This is a genomic window from Paenibacillus oceani, assembly GCF_014705615.1.
GTDB lineage: Bacteria > Bacillota > Bacilli > Paenibacillales > NBRC-103111 > Paenibacillus_AB > Paenibacillus_AB oceani.
This window is the reverse complement of sequence record NZ_JACXJA010000059.1, coordinates 27,725-46,424: the sequence shown is the minus strand read 5'-3', so window position 1 is coordinate 46,424 and position 18,700 is coordinate 27,725. Positions and strand designations below refer to the sequence as shown.

Below are 18,700 nucleotides of genomic sequence, written 5' to 3'. Positions count from 1 at the left end.
TCAATCTTCCTCCAACGGACATAGGTTGTCAAAGTTGAAAAACTAAGAATGAGCGAGAAAACAGGAGAAAACATTACTTTATAGTGGGAGATGTCGAAATGAATTACCGCATCGAATCAAGAGGTCCTTTTGAGATGTTTGGAGCTTATGGTCTGGTCAATTCCGATCAAAAAGTATATGAAGAGGTTGCTAAATTCCGTCAACAATGCGATGTAGATGGCAGTGTTGAAGGGATGAATGAATTACTGGGACGCTTTAGTAACACAATCTTGCATGCTGCCTTATATGATCATACTGGAACATCGTTTAAATACATGGTGAGTTATTTTTTGCCAAAAGGTCTAGATATTCCGGAGAGATTTACAAAACTTTCTGTTCCGGAATTAACGTGGGCGATATTCCCGGAACCGCAATGTGATTTAATAAAGCTATGGGGACGAATTTATTCCGAGTGGTTTCCGACATCGGAATTCGAACAGGTTGAAGGTCCAACCTTCGAAATGTACTATGGAACGGCAGAATATATTTCTGGGGAAATTTGGATTCCGGTGAAGAGAAAATAATGTTTTACTTCATGTGACATGCGAAGTGTTCCTCATCGGTCACCTATCGTAACTCCATTACGCTAACGGAGACGATAGCTGATAAAGATACACGAAGGCAGCCATCCAGAACGATCGGCTGCCTTTGCTCAACTAACGGACGGTTTAACGCAACAAATCCAAGTATTCAGCGTAAACTCTATAAAGTAAATTACTGGAAACATGACTTTATGGGGATGAGGGGAAGCTAATGTACTATGAAGCTACGAAAAAAATATCGTACTTCATGATTTTAGTGGGAATATTACTCGCAGCGATTGGTCTATGGGAGTTTGCTCCTAGGTCATATTCATCGGAAACTCCAGATAGCGTGTTTATGTTAAGCATAGCAAAACGAGTAGCCTTTCCGTCACTGGGTTTGATGTTAAATGTCTTGGGTTTTATCTTCCTAAAACTAATTAGAGAAATTCAAATTGAAAATGAAACTATAAGAAATGAATTGAGTAATTTAACAAAACAGATTGGCGAAATCAGGAGAAATTAATCCTCGACTTCTAAATCTCCACTACGCTAACGGGGACGATAGCTCAATCGTGACACAACGGCAGCCGGTTAAAATGTACGGCTGCCGTTGTTGCGCTAACGGGAGATTAGCTTAATACCACAACGAGTAACAGGGTGAAAAAGTGATAAAAATGATGTGATGGAATTTGGGTGGGAAATTGAGATAAATGACAACCCTGATTATATAAGGACCACCTGTGGTGAGGCGCGTGTTGATGTCCGAAGAGAGGTGATTCGACTTCCGAAAATAGCAATCGATAAGAAACCACATCTCCTGTATCATGCTAGAATAAAAGTAGTAAATTATCATTTCATTCATGCAGTGTGGCAACCGCCTGATGATGAAGGAGGAACTTAATTAGTGTCAGAAAAGGATACTTTGGACCATTGCAGGAAAATCGGAGCGCTTTACAGGTAGGTAGTGATGACAGCAACACCTTAACCGGCAGTTGGGAGCTGTCGGGTGACGATGACAGTTGGATACCTTGGATGGATATCAAGTTGACAAAAGTCGTTTAGCTAAAATCACCAAAACTTATAAAGTCCCGGAGCTTAATATGAGAACTAAACACAAACAAGTAAGAATCTGAAGTTCCCTGCTCGTATCGTTAGACTAACTGGGAACGATAGTTTCATAAAACAACAACAATGTTTGTATATAGTAGGAGACGACTCCCCTCGACTCCATGTCAACCATGGAAAACCAAACCTCGTGAGGTCTGGTTTTTTGTTTTGCATGGTCTAATATCTTCAAATCAGGAGTACCCTATTTATCTCTTTAAAAGTGAAAGTTAACTTTTGTATATACATTGACGTGTATATACATATTAGTGTATATTAAGTTCATGAGATCATCAACCATGCAGTTAACATTACTTACTCTTGCCGAACCCAATCGATTCAACATCGTTGAGTTGCTAAGAAATGGGCCCAAATCGGTTGGAGAAATCGTCCAAGCCCTTGGCATCAGCCAGCCGCACGTATCCCGTCATTTGCGCATCTTGAGCGAGGCCGGGATGGTGCGCTCACGCAGCAAAGCACAACTGCGAATATACAGCCTCGAAGCCGGGCCGTTTCAGGAGTTGGATGAATGGTTTGATTCCTTCAGCATTCTATGGGAAGAACGTCTCGACAATTTTGAGGAGTATATGCAGGATTACAAGAAGAAGGAGGATTTATGACAGGTATCAACAGTTTTATCGCGGGCTACATGTTGAATTACCGCGACGTCTGGAACAAGAGGCTCGATTCCCTTGAAAACTACCTGAAAAGGATGACTGTAGATGAAAAGAAAAACAACCATTCGTAAAAACCGCGAGCGTAGAGAACTCACTGTCGAACGTAATGTCGCGATGCCTGCCCAGCTTGCATGGGAAGGCTGGACGGAGCTTAAACATATTACAAAATGGTGGGGGCCAAAAGGCTGGACGACAACTGTATATGAAATGGATGTGCGGCCAGGCGGAGTGTGGCGGTATAGTCTCAAAGCGGTTGACAATAGCGGCGAAGAGGCCTATTGCAGAGCCGTATATGAAGAAGTAGAGGCACCGCACAAACTGGTATACACAGACACTTTTGCTGACAGCGAGTGGAATGTGGTTTCGGACAGTGAAATGTACACGACAGTGTTGTTCGAGGAAAAAAGCGAAGGAACGCGGATTAGCATCGTGACGCGATTCGCTACCAACGAACAAATGGACAACGCAGAAGCAATGGGCATGATTGAAGGTTTCACCGATGCCTATGATCGACTGGAAGAATACTTAGAAACCTTAATGGGAGGCAATGAAACGATGGAGACCGTTATCTCAAAAGATGGGACACAGATTGCTTATACCAAACAAGGGACCGGTCCAGCCCTCATCATGGTTTCATCGGCTGCGGCTGACCATCAGGATGCTTCACCGTTAGGCGAGCGCTTGTCGGCAAATTTCACCGTATACAATTACGATCGTCGCGGACGTGGACGTAGTACGGATACCGCGCCCTATGAAGCCGCACGAGAAGTGGAAGATATCGAGGCTTTACTTGCAGCCGCCGGCGGTCAAGCTTACCTGTTCGGAAGCTCGTCCGGAGCTGTATTGGCGCTTGAGGCGGCAAACTTGCTAGGGGATTCAGTCGCCAAGCTCTATTTGTACGAACCGCCGTTCATCATCAACGACAGCCGTAAGCCTGTGCCTCGCGACTACGTAGAACATTTGAATTCGTTAGTCGAAGCCGGGAAGAGATCTGAAGCAGTGGAATATTTCGCATCCGAGGCTCTGGGCATTCCTGGAGAATACATCGGCTACATGAAGGCCGATCCCTCCTGGAACAAAATGGAGTCCTTGGCACATACGCTTGCTTACGATGGAGTGATTATGGGAACGACGCAATCCGGGAACCCGCTGCCGTCCGACAGATGGAATATAGCCATCCCTACGTTGATTATGACAGGGGAAAACAGCGAACCGCTTTTCCATGACGCGGCACGCGCGCTTGCCGATCTTCTTCCAAAGGCTGATACTCATTCACTCGCCGGCCAAGACCATTCTGCAGTTATGATGTCTCCTGATGTGGTGGCAAAAGCCGTAGTAGATTTTGAACGATAAGGGGAATGGGAGTATGACGAATCTTCAAACGCTGGATCGACTAGTCGGTACTTGGCAAATCAGCGGCGGAGCAGAAGGAACGGTAACCTACGAGTGGATGGAAGGCGGGCACTTTTTGATTCAACGCGTTCATCTTTCCCAAAATGGACAAGAAGTGAAAGGGATCGAGTTGATTGGGCATTTAAAACCCTTCGGAGAAACTGCGAGCAAAGATATTAAGTCTCGTTATTACGATACGCTGGGCAATACCTTCGACTATGTGTATGAATTGGATGGGGATTCGCTCGTCATTTGGGCTGGAGACAAAGGATCGTCTTCAACCTTTAAAGGGACATTCAGTTCAGATGGCAATTCCAATGCGGGGTTGTGGCATTATCCCGGCGGGCGAGGTTATGAATTGATGATGACGAGAGTCTCGCAAGCAGGAGGGATGGGCATTGGCTAAGCAATTGGTCGTGGCAAAACCTTTGACGGTGACGGCCTCCAGATTCGCGCTTGCCTCGATTCTCTCAGGTGCATTGTTCGTGCTTCTCCTTTGTAGTCTGCATCTGCTTCAGCCTGAATTTGACCCGACGTGGCGTTTTATCAGCGAATATGCTCTTGGCAACTATGGATGGATGATGCACCTGGCTTTTGGATTGCTGGCTGTTGCTCAAATCAGTGTGGCGATTACGATTTTCCCGCATATTCGTACGGTTACGGGGTACATTGGGCTTGTCATTCTAGGAATCAGTGCAGTTGGCGTTATTATCGCGGCAATCTTCGTGACCGATCCCATCTCCGTTAGTCCGGATGATACAACGTTTAGTGGCAGCATGCACTCTATTGGAGCGATGCTGGACTATACGCCAGTAGCCGCATTGTTGATTAGTCTTTCGTTATGTCGACTTGATGTTTGGAGACCTATGAAGAGAGTGCTGCTCACCAGTTCGGTTATTGCAATCGTCTCGATGCTCGTATTTGTGATTCAAATTCCGCAAAATGGGCAATTTGGGCCTGAGGTTTTGGCTGGTTTGTTTGGACGATTCTTAATCTTGGCGGACATTGCGTGGCTAATCATTGTGGGGATTCATGCAGCCAAGTTGGGAGCTTCTAATAAGTAGTATGGCAGCAAAAAAATACATGTAATGTATTATCGTAAACCGGTTGCATCGCGCTTGCAGCCGGTTTACGTCTGAATAGGTCAAATACTCAGTCCAATTACAGTAACGGAAGGAGGGATGTTAGGAATGACTGCATTTCGAGTTGGTTATGAAAGTCCTTCGCAATTCAGCCGGGAGTATTTCCGAATGTTTGGGTTTTCCCTTAGACAGCTTGAAAACGGAAGGCTGGATCGCCGACGACATCGACTCCTTGCGTGCATCGAAATCGATATATAAGCTACTCGATGGGGGGATTATCAACTACAATTTGTATGGGGAGCCGCTCGATGCTGAAACACTCAGCGCAGATTTGATCCGCCTGCTGCAATGACCTATATGAACATTTGGCGTTGGGAGGGCAATGCCCACCCTTTAACAACACACGAACGTTTCCATTTTCTGTTTGATCGCTTCAAGAGACTCGCGAGTGACGTATTCCCCCGCTTGAATATAAGACGCGGATGCCTTGAATGTGATTTGATTGTTTTTCAGCCGTGGGGATAATACGACGTCGGCCAGCTGCAATTCGTCCTGAATCATCCGCTTGCTCATGATATCCATCGTGTTGAGGATCGTTGCCACGAAGTTTTTCGGTTCTTTCTTCATGTCATCCGGCGTGCTGACATCCACCGCAATCACGATGTCCGCCCCCATGCTTTTGGCCAGGGCCACGGGCACCGGATGAGCGACAGCGCCATCCAGAAGCAGTTTATCCCCATATTTGACCGGTCTCATCACGCCGGGAATGGCGGTGGAAGCGCAGATGGCGCGAGACACTTTGCCTTGATTGAGAATGCAGGCTTCCCCGTTAACGGCATCGGAGGCAACTGCGGCAAAAGGAATGGACAAATCCTTAAAATCAACGGGACCGATATATTTTTCCACGAATCGGACCATCGGGGAGTTGTCGACGATTCCATTCAGCGGTAGTGTCGGGAGTACAAGCTGGCCCCAACGTACCGTGGGCAGCACTTTTTCAAAAGCCGATACAGGCTGCCCGCCTGCGTATAGAGCGCCGATAAAAGCGCCCACACTCGTACCGGCGATCAGATCGATCGGAATGCCGGCCTGCTCCAACACTTTGATTACACCGACATGCGCCGCCCCCCGCACGGAGCCGCTTCCTAGGGCCAGACCGATTTTCGGACGGGCTCCGGGTTCGCGTACACTCCCGAACCGGAGGTGCGAATTACGGATCTCTTTCCCGCTGCTCCGCACCATTGCATCGTGCACCACGCGCTTCAGTTCTTGAATATTCCCCCCAAGAAAAGGAAAATCGCTTAACCGATTCATCGCTTCTTGTGAAATCAGGGATTCGGGGTTCTGGAAGCCCGCTTCGGCAATAAAGGAGTAAACAAGCGCCGGAAGATCTTCCTGCCGTTCTCTCAGCGGCGGAATCTCCAGGTGCTCTACGTCCGCGTGAAGCCGCCGACCTGCGGTCAGGATGAAGCGGGTTTCATCCGGCGCATGAACCAAGCGGCGCACAAGATCGGACGGCAAACTGTCGGCCTGCTCCAGTACAATCGTGCCTCCTTTGGCGGCCCGAACCTTCATTTCCCATTCCTCCGTGCCGAAGCTCTTCCCTTCCACCACGAAAAAGGGATGCTCGGACCGTCCCGATTGAGCATGAATCTCCCAGGCCGCATGGGATTTTCCGACACCTCGGTCACCGATGATGCACAACGGTTCGTTTTTTTGAGACAACTCGGTAATCTTCTTTCGAAGCTGCCGCATGAACCGGCCGTCTCCGACCAACGGCCCGTAGTGGGATTGCCGCTCCTCCTGCAACTGGCGCAAAACCACGGAGCTTCGCGTATATTCCTCCAATACCCGGTGGTTGGTGTTCGTCACCCGTTGAATCATCGCTTCGATCATGTGATTGCGGAACTCGGGGCTTCTATCCATTAATTGAAGCATGCCTTCACGCGGCATCGATACCGTCCGAACCTGCCCTTGCGCCTGAACCGTCGCGCTCACGGCGCCACCCGTCAAGCACGACATCTCTCCGACAAATTGCCCCTTTTCCAGTTTCGCCACATGTACCTTGGTTTCTTGCTCTACGTAAACGTTCAATATCCCGTCTAATAGAATATGGAAATGGGCCGTTTCTTGATTTTGACGAAGAATGACGGTTCCATTATCAAAGGAATGGACTGTCAAATAAGGACGGATCGAATGCAAATCCTCATCGTTCAACTTCCCAATGATCGGATATCGAAATAGTTCGTCATTCAAAGCGGAGACATCCTTTCATCACTTGTCATTGGCTGTGCTTGGAATGCCGGGACGTCCGTATCGTTGAATAGGAACGTCACCGCACAGCAACGATGCGGCAATAAACCTCACGTCATTCGCCCGACGCTTTCGGCCAGTACCTGATTGATACCGCCCTTGATTTAATTATGGGTACCTGTCCTTGGCAGATTTCTGTATGTTTGGAAGCGCATTAAAATGGTATAGTTAGGATACATATTGAATTCTCAGTGGATACGGTTTGGAAGTCAAGCGAATCCGGAGATAAAGGACATTTGGGGGGAATATGTACCACATTAAACAGGATCAACGGTCAGTCGAGTCCAAGATCAGGCTATATGATGCCTTGTCGAAAAAAATGCGAGAAAAAACCTTTCAATCGGTCACCATTAAGGAGGTGGTCGATAGCGCCCTGGTGGGGAGGTCTACCTTTTACCGCAACTTCGATAATTTGGAGGATGTGTTGATATGGAAATGCGACGATACCTTCCATGATCTCTACCACAACATTCTTCAATCGATCTCGCCGCAGACGGTTCCAACCGGCACGGGAAAATTTCCGTTTATACTGCCTTTTTTTCGGTATTGGCACGCTGATTCGGAAATCATCGAATTACTGGTCGAGGCCAACCGGTTGGACGTCATCTTTGCCGCATTCGAGGATACCATGAAAAAGCTCGTACGAATGCTGCCTCCCGCCATGATGAATCGGTCTCCCCACCTGGACTATTTTCTCGCCTTTCGATCGGGGGCGGTCATTCGCGTCCTGCTTCAGTGGATTAAAAATCATAAAAATGTGACGCCGGAGGAGATGTACAAATTTTTCGAGATGCAATCCGAAGGACTTAAGCTGCATACGTGAGTGTCGAAGCTTCGATTCAGGGAGAAGGTCACCCTCGTAGCGATTTTACACCTAAAGGAAAATAACCCGCTCAGGTTAACGGTTTGCGGGTTATTTTTATTGGTTGTTTATGGTTCATCGGACAACCTTCTGGCAAAGCAAGAAGCCTTCCCGCCTGCTGCAGCAGTGGCTTTGAAGGCTTTTTGCTGTTCGCATATGAATCTGGACAGCGAAACGGCGGCATCTGGGAACAGCTCATTGGCCGCAAGGAAATTATGGATAGAATGCGGCACAAGAATGTGCATGTTTTCCGGAATGCGCTTTTTTTATGATGAAAGGGAATCAATCAATCCGAAAAAGGGGGGGACCGCGGATGGGGAACGGGAAGTTTGTTCTGGAGGGCGTGTACCCGATTCTCGCGACGCCGTTTACCGAAGCGGGCGAGGTCGATGAACATAGCCTGCGCGAGCTGGTCCGGTTTCAACTGGCGGCTCAGGTGGACGGGATCGCGCTGTTCGGGAATGCGAGCGAGGCTTATACGCTGCTGGACCGGGAGCGTGAGCGGATCGCCGATATTGTCAAGGAGGAAGTGAGAGGGCGGGTCCCGCTCGTATTCGGCAGCGGCCATACGGGGCTGGAAGGCGCTGTCAGCCTGAGCCGATGGGCGCAGCAGGCGGGGGCCGACGCGTTGATGGTGATGCCGCCGCATATGGTCAAGCCGGACGGCCAGCGTATGGTCGAATACTTTACCGCGATCGCCAATGCCGTAGACATTCCGATCATGCTGCAGGATGCGCCGATCGCCAGCGGCGTCGCCATTCCTGTCCCGATCATGGCCAGATTGGCCAAGGACTGCGACAACATTTGCTATGTCAAGGTGGAGGCGCCGCCGACGACGGTAAAAATCACTGAAGTGCTGGAGCAGACAGAAGGACGCCTCGCGGTGTTCGGAGGACTGAATGGCATTTATTACTGCGAAGAGCTGAGCCGCGGCGCGATCGGCACGATGCCGGCGTGCGAGTTCCCCGAGGTGTGCGTTCGCATTTACCGTCTCTGGCGGGAGGGGAAGCAGGCGGAAGCCCGGGCGCTGTTTTACCGGTACTTGCCGTTTATCCGGATCGGCACGATTGCGGGCTTCGCTACAGCCGTGCATAAGGAAGTGCTGAAGGCAGGCGGGGTAATCGCTTCAGCCCGTGTACGCAATCCGAATGCGCCGATCGACGAAGCGCTTCGCCGTGAGGTGATGGAGACGCTGGAAGGACTGGATTTGCTGGCGCTGCGCTGGCAAGATCAGGATGTGCGGGCTTGACCACAGCTTCATATCAGACTCCCCTGTCGCCGGCCGGCAGGGAGTGAGGGCGGAGGTGCGCTAACATGCTGCTAAGCGGCAGAACGGCGCTCATTACGGGAGCTGCGGGTTCGATCGGCGCGGCGATTGCGAGGCGCTTTGCAGCCGAGGGATGCAGGCTGCAACTGACAGATGTGCATGAAGAGCGTGTCGAAGCTGTGACGGAGGCGCTTCGCCGCGTTGGGGCGGATGCGACGGCGCATCGGATGGATGTCTCGGATGAAGGCGCGGTGCGCCAAGTATTTGCCGGGCTCGATCGACTCGACATTTTGATCAACAATGCAGGCCGGACGGGAAGCGGTCTGATCGCCGCCGGCACGCTGGAGGAATGGAGACGATTGCTCGACGTGAACTTGACCTCCGTATTCCTCTGCACAAGGTACGCATGGCCACTGCTCGTACAGTCGCAGACGCCGGCGATCGTTAATATGTCGTCGGTGAATGCGAATCGCGCCAATCCGGGTCTGTCTGCTTACGCGTCGGCGAAATGCGCTATTGCGGCGTTTACGCGACAGACTGCTCTTGAGGGGGCGGCGAGCCGCATCCGGGCGAACTGTGTCTCGCCGGGGCTTACGGTGAGCGAGGAGAAGCAGAAGCAGCTGGCGGCCCAAGCCCGCTATCGAATCGATACGGATTGCTACCCGCTCGGCCGGCTCGGCAAGCCGGAGGACGTGGCCGATGCCGTGCTGTTTCTGGCCTCCGACATGGCCGCCTTTGTCAATGGCGTCGATCTGGCGGTGGACGGCGGCATGTCGATCCAGTCGGTCAGCGCGCTGGTTCGGCCCGAATTGCGCCGTCGCTGGAAGAGCGGGAGCTACAAGCTGATGGACGAGGAGGAGAAGGACAGTGAAGATTATAGCCGTTGATATCTACATCGTGAAAATACCGCCGGCCCGTCCGGTCCAGCCAGGAGGCAAGCGTTTCCTTGGCGCCGACTATTACGTCAGCGACAGCAACCGCCGTTCTTGCGTCTATTCGGTCAATGCGGAGACAGTGTTCGTCAAGCTGTCTACCGATGAAGGCGTGAACGGCTGGGGAGAACTGCTGGCGCCGACGCATCCGGAAATTGCCGCTACGGTTCTCAAGACTCATTTGGCTCCGCTATTGCTCGGCGCGCGGCCGCTCGACCAGCAGGTGCTGTGGGACCGCATGCTGGATACGCTGCGCGAGCGCGGCTATACCGGCGGTTATCTGGTCGATGCGATGGCCGGACTGGATATTGCCTGCTGGGATCTGAAAGGCAAGGCGCTCGGGCTGCCGGTGTATGCGTTGCTCGGAGGCCAGTACCGGGATAAGCTGCGCTGCTACTGCTCCAGCGTGCCGGGAGGGTCGGTCGAGGAGAAGCTGGAGCATATCGCGCGGCTGCGGGAGGAAGGCTTCCAGGGCGTCAAGATTCATACGTTCGGCCGAGGCAAAGCGTCCGATCTGAAGCTGCTCCAGGCGATTCGCGAGCGGTACGGCCCGGATGAGCTGGATCTGATGTACGACGCTCACGGCAAATGCACCCATTCTGAGGCGTTCGGGATCGGCCGGGCGCTGGGAGAACTGGATGCGCTGTTTTTCGAATCGCCGCTGACGTTCGAGGACCGGGCTGGGCACAGCAGGCTGGCGGAAGCGATCGATACAGCCGTGGCCGTCGGAGAACCGCTGCGGACGATTTATACGTTCAAGGAATGGATCGCCTCGGGCGCGGTCGAGGTGGTGCAGCCGGATATGGGGCGCAACGGCATAACGGAGATGATGCGCATCGGGCATCTGGCGGAGGCGTTTCACCTTCCGTTCGCCCCGCACTTAAGCGCACATCAGGGCATCGGCCATGCCGCCTCCATTCATGTATCCGCCGCGCTGTCCAATTTTATGATCTACGAGTACCAGCCGAATGCGCTGCGGGCCAGCGCGGATTATGCCCAGGTGTTATTCCGGCTGGAGAACGGGCACCTAACCGTACCGGATGCCCCCGGTCTCGGCGTGACGATGGATGAAACGGTGATGCGCCGGTTTGTGACCGCTCATGAACGGGTAGGCGGATAAAGGAAATTTCGGATAAATTTTGCTATAAAAATGTGTATGTTGCTTGCCGGGAGAATTCTTTATCTTAATAGTAAGGGGCAATTATGGATAGATTGACCCGGCAAGCTTGAACGAGCCGTCAGTTTTCGGGGAAGGAGGTCCGCCTCTGCGGCAGATGTCATACCGAAGGGGAAAGCGCTTGAGCTCAGGATGCGACATCGAATTGAATGCGCTTACTTTAGAAATATTTTAAAAATTAAGAAATTTATCCTTTTCATTCAAGTAAATAATTTTACAGGGGGAATTTGAAATGAAACGTAAACCGATCATTTGGCCGGCTGCGCTGGCTATGCTCGCCATCGTGACCGCGGCTTGCGGACAAGGCGGAGGAAGCGGCAGTCCGGTGGATGAAAAGCCGTCGGTCAAGGAAGAAGCGCCGCCGCAGCCAGTGACGCTCAAGCTGTATGCGGGGTGGAAAATTACGGACGAGGATTACGAGCAAATCTTTTTCAAGCCGCTGCGGGCGAAATATCCGCATATCAAGGTGGAGACGATCACTGCGTCCGGCGACATTAATATTCGCAACATGGTCGCCGCCGGCGATGTACCCGACCTGCTCATTACCGGCGTCGAAGGGATGCAGAGCCTGCTCGATCTTGGGGTAGCGCTTGACCTGCGCGAGCAGATCAAGCTGCAAAACTTCGACCTGAACCGGCTGGACCCGAGCATTTTACAGACGGTCAAAAGTTTTGGCAAAAACGGAGAAATTGTCGCGCTGCCTTATGGGATGAACTACAATGCGCTGTATTACAACAAAACGCTGTTCGACCGGTTCGGCGTCGCTTATCCGAAGGACGGAATGACATGGGATGAAGTGATTGAGCTGGGCCGGAAAGTGAGCCGCACCGACGCCGGCGTCCAATACCGGGGCCTTGCTTCCAGCAACATCGTGCGCGTCGCGTCTCCCTTTTCCCTGAACCGGTTTGATCCGGTCACCGGGAAGGCCAGCATTAACACGGAGGCATGGAAGCGGGCGTTCCAGACGTACCAGGCGATCTTGTCGATTCCAGGCAACACGACGGCGAAGAAAAACTCGGATGAGCTGAACGCGTTCCTGTACGAAAAAACGATTTCCATGTATCCGTTCATCGGGCTGTTCCACCGGATGGCCGAAGCGGCCAAGGGCGGCCTGGACTGGGATCTGGCGACCTATCCGCAGTACCCGGACAAAAAGGGACTGTACGGCGAGGCGGACGGGTACTTCCTGCTCATTTCGCCGACGAGCAAGCATCAGAAAGAGGCGTTTCAGCTGATCGGCGCCGTGCTGGACGAAAGCGCGCAGCTCGATTCCGCCAAAAAGGGCGCAAGCGTGCCGCCGCTCAGCAAAAAAGAAATTACCGACCAATTCGGCATAGATTCCGAAGTGCTGAAGGGCAAAAATGTGCAGGCGATTTTCAAACACCGTCCGGTCCCGTATCATAACAATCCGACGAAATACGACGCCATTGCCGACAGCGCGCTTAATGCCGCAGGCGTCCAATTGTTTACCAATGCGAAGGACATCAACACGCTTATTCGCGAAACGGAAGAGTCGATCAACGCGAAGGTGGCTGCGGAAGCCGGCAAGTAAGGGCAAAGCAGCCGGCCGGCGCGCAGGCGTGTCCCGAGTACGGGCAGATGACCGAAAAGGGGAGAAGGCTGGCAGCAGGTTCTGTCTGCCTCCTCGAAGTCGTCTGCGTATAGAGATTGAAAGCGGGAAAGGAGGGGATGCGACCCGGCGGGCACAGGCAGCCGCAGCGATCGGCATCCTGAACGAGCAGCGTTGAAGCACAGGCGGCTATTAGCGGCCGGATACAAGTCCAATAGGCTTCACGAGATGCGTAAGGGGAAGGAGCAGACAGCGGATAGATGCGCCCGGAATTAGGGGAAGCAGGCGCGGGCGTCCATAAGGAGGGAGTGTAATGATGAAGATGCGCTTGAAGAAGACGGCGGCCCTGGTGCTGTCGGCAGCGCTGCTAATGACGGGGATGGGCTTAGGCCCAGACTCGGCGCGGGCGGATTCCGGACCGCTGCCCGACATCAAGCCGGGCAAGCATTATATTGTGCTGACGGCCGAAAGCTTTACGGACCGGATGGGCAACTGGACGCACCCGGCGGATCGAAGCGGCAGCCCGCTTTCCAATATTATGATGGGCAAGACGGACGGTAAGAACCACAGCTCTACGCCGGCGCTGGCCAAATACGGCATTCCGACGGACGGCTTTTACAAGATGATGGTCCATTCCCGGGACTTTGCGGTCAGTCCAGGCGTGCGGCCGTTTCACCTGAAGCTGGACTCGCGGGAACCGGCCGTATATGGCGCGCACGGCAATAACGGATGGTACTGGGAGTCCAGCGGACCGCTGGCGATGATTCGCGGGGAATACGATCTGGAGGCGCTCGATTTTCGCGGCAACTATGCCCGCTTCGATATGGTCGTACTGACCGACGATCTGGACTTTACTGCCGAAGAAAGCGCGTCCGCGCTGCAATGGCTGGCCGCCAATCAGCGGTATGTGCCCGGCAGCGTATCAAACGGGGCTCCTGATCCGAATCGCCCGCCTGTCGATATAGCGCTGCGTCTGAACGGCAGCTATGTCACCTTGAACGAGGAGCCGGTGATCCGTCAAGGAACGGTGATGGTGCCGTTCGGCGAAGTGTTCGCCGCTTTGGGCGCGGATGTGTCGGTGGACGCGGCGACGTATCAGGAGACGGCCGTGCGCAACGGCCAGCGATTTCAGGTGCGGCCCGGGGAAGATATGGCCAGCGTGAACGGGAGAAATGTCTCACTCGCGCATCCGGTTATCCGGGAGCAAGGAGCGGCGTTAGTGCCGCTGGAATTTGTGCGCCACTATTTCGGGGCGCTAACAGCTTGGGACGAAGGGGGGCAAACGGCCGTGATTGTGGCGAATACACCGGCGAACGCGTATTTGTTCCGACCGGGCAGCTTTGACGAGTTGGGTACGTGGACGATGGAAAGCGGCGTGGACGGCGCTTTCGAAGGCATGCTGCTGCGGGGCGTCAACCCGAGTGGCGCGGGATCTACGCCGGAGGACGGCGATCCGGAATCGACGGAGCCGGCTGTCGCTTCGTTTCAGGTCCATCAGGCCGGTACGTACAACGTATGGGTACGCTCGCGGGATTTCGCGACCAACCAGCCGGGAACGCGCTCCTTCCATGTCGGGCTGGACGGACAGATGCTGCCTCAAACGTTCGGCACCCACGGCTACGAAGGCTTCAGATGGGCGTCAGGCGGAACCGTGGCGCTTGCGGCGGGCGCGCATACGCTGGAGCTGCACGATACGTCTGGCTTCTACGCCCGCGCGGACGCGGTGCTCCTGACGGCGGATTTGCAGGCGACCCCGCCTGAATCGTACCATTCCCTGCTGCAGCTCGCTGTGCCGCTCGGAGCAGAAGCAGAGCGTTTTCCGGCCTGGGCGCTGAGCGACGCCGCGCCGACTGCCAGTACGACGATACAAAACGACCATACCAAGGTCGTCTTCTACAAGGTGCCGACGGTAAACGGCCAAGTGGTGCAAAATGAAGTGTATGCCAAGTCGGAGGGAGTGTGGATCAAGACGAAGGACCGCTCGGAGGAGCTGGGTTATGTCGTACTGGCGGCCGATGCGGCTTCGACGGTGTCCACATCACAGGACATGTATATGTTCAGGAGCCGCTACAGTACGGCTGCCGCTCAGCAGAAAGGGTATGCGGGCACCGATCTGTATAAGTCCGGCCGGATCAACTGGTTCATTCCGCTCGACTACACGACGACGCCGGAGGGCGGAGTGGAACTGCTGTTCGACCAGCCTTTGGCGGATTTCAGCGCGAGCTGGCAGCTGGAGGGCAACCATCCGGCGCCCAAAGTAACGGTGGACGCGACCTTCCACGAGGCGGGGAGCTATTCGATCGGCGCTTGGGAAGGCCGGGAATTTACGGATGACCGCTATTCGTTCGCCCTGGCGCCTTACCGGGTGCTCGGCAAGCGTATTGCGCCCGAGGCGGGGCTGATGACCGAGCAGCATTTGTTTACGCCGATGGGCACGATTACCCTTGGCCCGGACAACAGCTATGCGCCTGGCCGCCCGGTAACGAAGGGAATCGCCGCCGAGCCGTCCTGGATTCCGCTGCGCTGGGTGTACGGCAATAACGGCGCATTCGGGATCACGATGCGCGGCACCGGCTACAGCCCGCGCGGGTCGATCTTCGCTCCGGTGCTCGGCTCGCCGGAAGCGAACTTTGCCGCTGAGCAAAGCTACACGCTCCAGTACCGCGTGATCAGCCGGGTGGCGGACTGGTACGATACGTATAAGCTCGTGGCCCGGGATCTGTTCGGCGTCCACGATTACCGTCAAAACGTCACGAGCACGCTGAACGACGCGATCTTCAATGCCCGGCAACTGATGCTGGACGATCATTTCGGCGGCTGGGACCCGTACGACAAAGCCCACTATAATATGGAAGGCAAAAATACGACTTCGTCGGCGAACCCGATGCAGGCGCTTCAGGACTATTTGCTGACGGAGGACAAGGAGATTCTGACCCGCCGGGCGATTCCGACTCTGGCGAATTTGCTGACCCGCAAAGGGCTGCACTTCAACCGGACGAACGATGAGGGCGGTGTTCATCAGGTCGGCGATGTGCCGAAGCCGATCGGCGATCCGATCAGCGGGTACAATCTGAATGTCGTCGGCGGCTTGTACGAAATGACCCGCGGCGCCGTGCCGTATTTGTACGAATACGGTCTGCAGAAGGGGATGTCGTCGGTCACGAACTCGTACGGCTCGATCCCTGCCTTCGCCAACAATTTGGCGCTGTATAAATATACCGGCGATCCGGCGTATTTGACGCAGGCCCGTCAGCAGGCGCAGCAGTATGTGACCAATGTCGTCTACCAGCCGCAAACCGAGCCGATAAACTGGTCCAGCTTTATCTATATCTCCTACTACCCGAACCTCGCGTCCTTGCTGGATTTGTATGAAACAACCGGCGATCTGCAGGATCTGGCGGTGGCGGAGCAGGTAGCCCGCTGGCTGGTAACGACGCTGTGGGTGCCGGGAATCGACGGCGCGAAGCTGAACCAGCCGGTTACGGTCAATGATATCAATCAGATGAAAAGTGTTTTCCATTATGGCAATGAAGGCAACCTGAATTTCTGGTGGCATGGCGATCAGCAGGAGCGGATCGGCCGGCCGACGGGCGATCCCGGCAATTTGGCAAGCAATGTGCGGATCGAGCAGCAGATGACGCAGGAGCCGGCATGGATTCCGTCACGCGTCGGACTTGGTCTGGAGCAGGCGTCTACCTTCGGCCGCAGCTCCAACATTATTATGTCGAGCTGGGTCGGCGATTTGCTGCGGCTGTCCGAATATACGGGCGATACGTATTTTGCCGACACGGCGCGCAACGCGATTGTCGGCCGGTTCGCCAACTATTCCGGCTACTACCAGAATACGTTCTCCACGTTCCAACAGCAGGCGGATTACCCGCTGCTTGGGCCGGACTACACGGGCATCTACTGGCATCATTTGCCGCCGTTCCTGGCGATGCTGGAGGATTTCCTGTTCAATCAGACCCTTCTCTGGTCGGAAGGACGTATCTCCTTCCCTTCGCTGCGCCAGCAGGGATACGCCTACTTTAATTCGAATCAGTATGCTCATGAACCGGGGCAGTTTTTCGGAGAGCAGGGCATGTGGCCCTGGCTGGACGAGGGCATTGTCACGACGGACAGCATCCAGATCGACTGGCTGGCGTCGCGCAAAAATGGCGTGCTCGGCGTCGCGCTGCTCAACGAAAGCGCGGACAGCGTCACAGCCCAGGTGTATCTGGGCAGCAAAGTGCCCGGAGGCGGCAGCTATTCCGGCAAGGTGGAGCTGTATGAGCCGAACGGCGGCATGACGGAAGTGGATGTGGTTCAAGGCAGCTTTGCAGTGACGATCCCGGGCAAGAGCCTGCGCGCAGCGATATTACGCATCCCTGGCGTCCAGGAGCCTGCCTTTGCCCGGATGAGCTATGTGCTGGATGGAAACCCCGACCTCGGGCAGACCGTATCCGAGCACGCGTACGGCAAAGCGATGGTGCTCCAGATGAGCCCGGAATCGTATTATGCCTATGTGTATATGACGGATAAGCCGGATCAGACGCAGAGCGTATCTTTCTACTACCGGATCGGCAACGGCCCGGAGCAGGTAGAGACGACAAACGTATATCCGTACGAGGCGATTATCGAGGTGCCTGACAGCTCGAAGAGCTTCACGTACCGGCTGGAGGCAACGACTGCAACCGGCATCCGCAGCATCGCCGGAGGCACGATTACGCCGCTGGTGACAGCTGGCGGAGGCTCGGAGTAAACGAACAAAGCCCCCGATTCTTCGCGATTGCGAAGGAGATCGGGGGCTTTTGTTCGTTGCGTGCGCTTACAGGCGGCTCGCTTTTCGGTACTGCGACGGGGTTGTTTTCTCATTTTTGACAAAAACGCGGTTCAAGTAAAAGCCATTTTGGTAGCCGCAGCATTCGGAGATACTGTCGATCGTCATACGCGTTTCGAGCAGCAGCGTTTTCGCTTTTTCCAGACGCAGCGAGGTCAAGTAACGGAGTGGTGTTATCCCGTAGCAAGAGCTGAACCGCTTGGTCAGCTGCGCCGGCGAAATGCCGAGATCGGCCGCGACCGTCCTCAGGTTCAATGGCGAGAACGCATGCTGCTGAATCAGCAACTGCGCTTCCTGCATCAGCGGGTCGGTGTGGCTGCTTTTGGACGAAATGCTCTGAATGAAGCCTTCGCCAAGCTCCTCGCAGTAAAGCAGCCATATATCCAGACAATAGTGAGAGTATTGCGGCAAGCTGATATCGGAAGGCCAAGATTGCCACTTGCGCATCAAATTGTAGTTATGGGTAAGACGGCTTGTGTCAAACAGGCTGATTTTTCCGGTCGGCAGCACGCTTTCATCATGGGGAGGCCCTCCGTCCGCGGGACGCCAGGTCAATTCGAAGTAGTAGAACGTAAGGGGCGTATTGATCACCCGGCGAAAGGGGACGCCCGGTGGACAAAGCACCAGATCGCCGAATGTCGCGGAGCCTTTTTGGTCGCCGATCTCATAATAAAACGAGCCCGACTCGATCGCGAACATGACCCAAATGTCGTATGTATCCTCATATAGCAAAAAACGTTCTTTCTCAAGCCAGTAGACGCTGAATTTCACACGCGGATGCAGGCCGGAGAGCATCGTTTTTCCCATCTTCGCGCCTCCTCTGTCCATGTTGTGCAGCAAAGTGAAATCCCTTTCATTATAAAGCAAAACGCTGTCTTCTCCAATGCTAAGTTTGGGATTGCTTGGAAGGATCGACTCCTTGCTTTGGCGAGCTTTCTTCCC

16 protein-coding genes are annotated in these 18,700 nt (G+C 54.0%); 14 read left to right on the top strand and 2 right to left on the bottom strand.

Going from position 1 to position 18,700, the window contains the following annotated elements; all coding sequences use genetic code 11:
* The first annotated feature begins 98 nt into the window (after positions 1–98).
* The 8 genes from IDH45_RS31310 to IDH45_RS31275 all read left to right on the top strand — a co-directional run bounded on the left by IDH45_RS31310 (position 99) and on the right by IDH45_RS31275 (position 5,170).
* A complete protein-coding gene (locus tag IDH45_RS31310) occupies positions 99–563 on the top strand; it encodes a GyrI-like domain-containing protein (protein ID WP_223837187.1) in 465 nt (154 codons plus the stop codon).
* Positions 564–792: 229 nt separating this feature from the next.
* Entirely contained in the window at positions 793–1,086 is a 294-nt protein-coding gene (locus tag IDH45_RS31305; protein WP_190932086.1) for a hypothetical protein, read from the top strand.
* An 880-nt stretch (positions 1,087–1,966) separates the two neighbouring features.
* Positions 1,967–2,287: an ArsR/SmtB family transcription factor gene (locus IDH45_RS31300; RefSeq protein WP_190932085.1), complete on the top strand. Its 321-nt coding sequence runs from the start codon at positions 1,967–1,969 to the stop codon at positions 2,285–2,287.
* Positions 2,284–2,415 (top strand): hypothetical protein, encoded by a 132-nt coding sequence (locus tag IDH45_RS34840; protein WP_263364901.1) that lies wholly within the window; start codon positions 2,284–2,286, stop codon positions 2,413–2,415. The genes IDH45_RS31300 and IDH45_RS34840 overlap by 4 nt, the downstream gene beginning before the upstream one ends.
* Positions 2,390–3,697 carry an alpha/beta fold hydrolase gene (locus IDH45_RS34475; protein WP_223837186.1) on the top strand — a complete coding sequence of 436 codons (1,308 nt, stop codon included), beginning with the start codon at positions 2,390–2,392 and terminating at the stop codon, positions 3,695–3,697. Before IDH45_RS34840 ends, IDH45_RS34475 begins: the two co-directional genes overlap by 26 nt.
* A 13-nt stretch (positions 3,698–3,710) precedes the next feature.
* On the top strand, positions 3,711–4,142 hold the full coding sequence (locus tag IDH45_RS31285) for a hypothetical protein (RefSeq protein ID WP_190932084.1): 432 nt from the start codon (positions 3,711–3,713) through the stop codon (positions 4,140–4,142).
* Positions 4,135–4,800 carry a DUF998 domain-containing protein gene (locus tag IDH45_RS31280; RefSeq protein WP_190932083.1) on the top strand — a complete coding sequence of 222 codons (666 nt, stop codon included), beginning with the start codon at positions 4,135–4,137 and terminating at the stop codon, positions 4,798–4,800. The genes IDH45_RS31285 and IDH45_RS31280 overlap by 8 nt, the downstream gene beginning before the upstream one ends.
* Positions 4,801–4,990: 190 nt before the next feature.
* Positions 4,991–5,170, top strand: coding sequence for a hypothetical protein (locus IDH45_RS31275; RefSeq protein WP_190932082.1), 180 nt, complete (start codon positions 4,991–4,993; stop codon positions 5,168–5,170).
* Positions 5,171–5,211: 41 nt separating this feature from the next.
* Here the strand turns inward: IDH45_RS31275 and IDH45_RS31270 are convergent, their stop codons facing one another.
* Positions 5,212–7,074, bottom strand: a complete 1,863-nt coding sequence (locus IDH45_RS31270) for a patatin-like phospholipase family protein (RefSeq protein ID WP_190932081.1) — start codon at positions 7,072–7,074, stop codon at positions 5,212–5,214.
* Between the two features lie 481 nt (positions 7,075–7,555).
* Between IDH45_RS31270 and IDH45_RS31265 the strand changes: the two genes are divergently transcribed.
* From IDH45_RS31265 to IDH45_RS31240, 6 genes are all read left to right on the top strand, one after another.
* Complete coding sequence (locus IDH45_RS31265; RefSeq protein WP_190932080.1) at positions 7,556–7,954, top strand: TetR-like C-terminal domain-containing protein; 399 nt, start codon at positions 7,556–7,558, stop codon at positions 7,952–7,954.
* Positions 7,955–8,306: 352 nt separating this feature from the next.
* Positions 8,307–9,242, top strand: a complete 936-nt coding sequence (locus IDH45_RS31260) for a dihydrodipicolinate synthase family protein (protein WP_190932079.1) — start codon at positions 8,307–8,309, stop codon at positions 9,240–9,242.
* Between the two features lie 65 nt (positions 9,243–9,307).
* Positions 9,308–10,147: an SDR family NAD(P)-dependent oxidoreductase gene (locus IDH45_RS31255; RefSeq protein ID WP_190932078.1), complete on the top strand. Its 840-nt coding sequence runs from the start codon at positions 9,308–9,310 to the stop codon at positions 10,145–10,147.
* Complete coding sequence (locus tag IDH45_RS35140) at positions 10,128–11,312, top strand: mandelate racemase/muconate lactonizing enzyme family protein (RefSeq protein ID WP_190932077.1); 1,185 nt, start codon at positions 10,128–10,130, stop codon at positions 11,310–11,312. The genes IDH45_RS31255 and IDH45_RS35140 overlap by 20 nt, the downstream gene beginning before the upstream one ends.
* Before the next feature lie 289 nt (positions 11,313–11,601).
* The gene (locus IDH45_RS31245; protein ID WP_190932076.1) at positions 11,602–12,921 is read left to right on the top strand and encodes an ABC transporter substrate-binding protein; all 1,320 of its coding nucleotides are present in this window, start codon (positions 11,602–11,604) and stop codon (positions 12,919–12,921) included.
* A 331-nt stretch (positions 12,922–13,252) separates the two neighbouring features.
* On the top strand, positions 13,253–17,680 hold the full coding sequence (locus IDH45_RS31240; RefSeq protein ID WP_190932075.1) for a stalk domain-containing protein: 4,428 nt from the start codon (positions 13,253–13,255) through the stop codon (positions 17,678–17,680).
* A gap of 66 nt (positions 17,681–17,746) precedes the next feature.
* Here IDH45_RS31240 and IDH45_RS31235 read toward each other — a convergent pair whose 3' ends face one another.
* The gene (locus IDH45_RS31235; protein WP_190932074.1) at positions 17,747–18,565 is read right to left on the bottom strand and encodes a helix-turn-helix domain-containing protein; all 819 of its coding nucleotides are present in this window, start codon (positions 18,563–18,565) and stop codon (positions 17,747–17,749) included.
* Between the last annotated feature and the right edge of the window lie 135 nt (positions 18,566–18,700).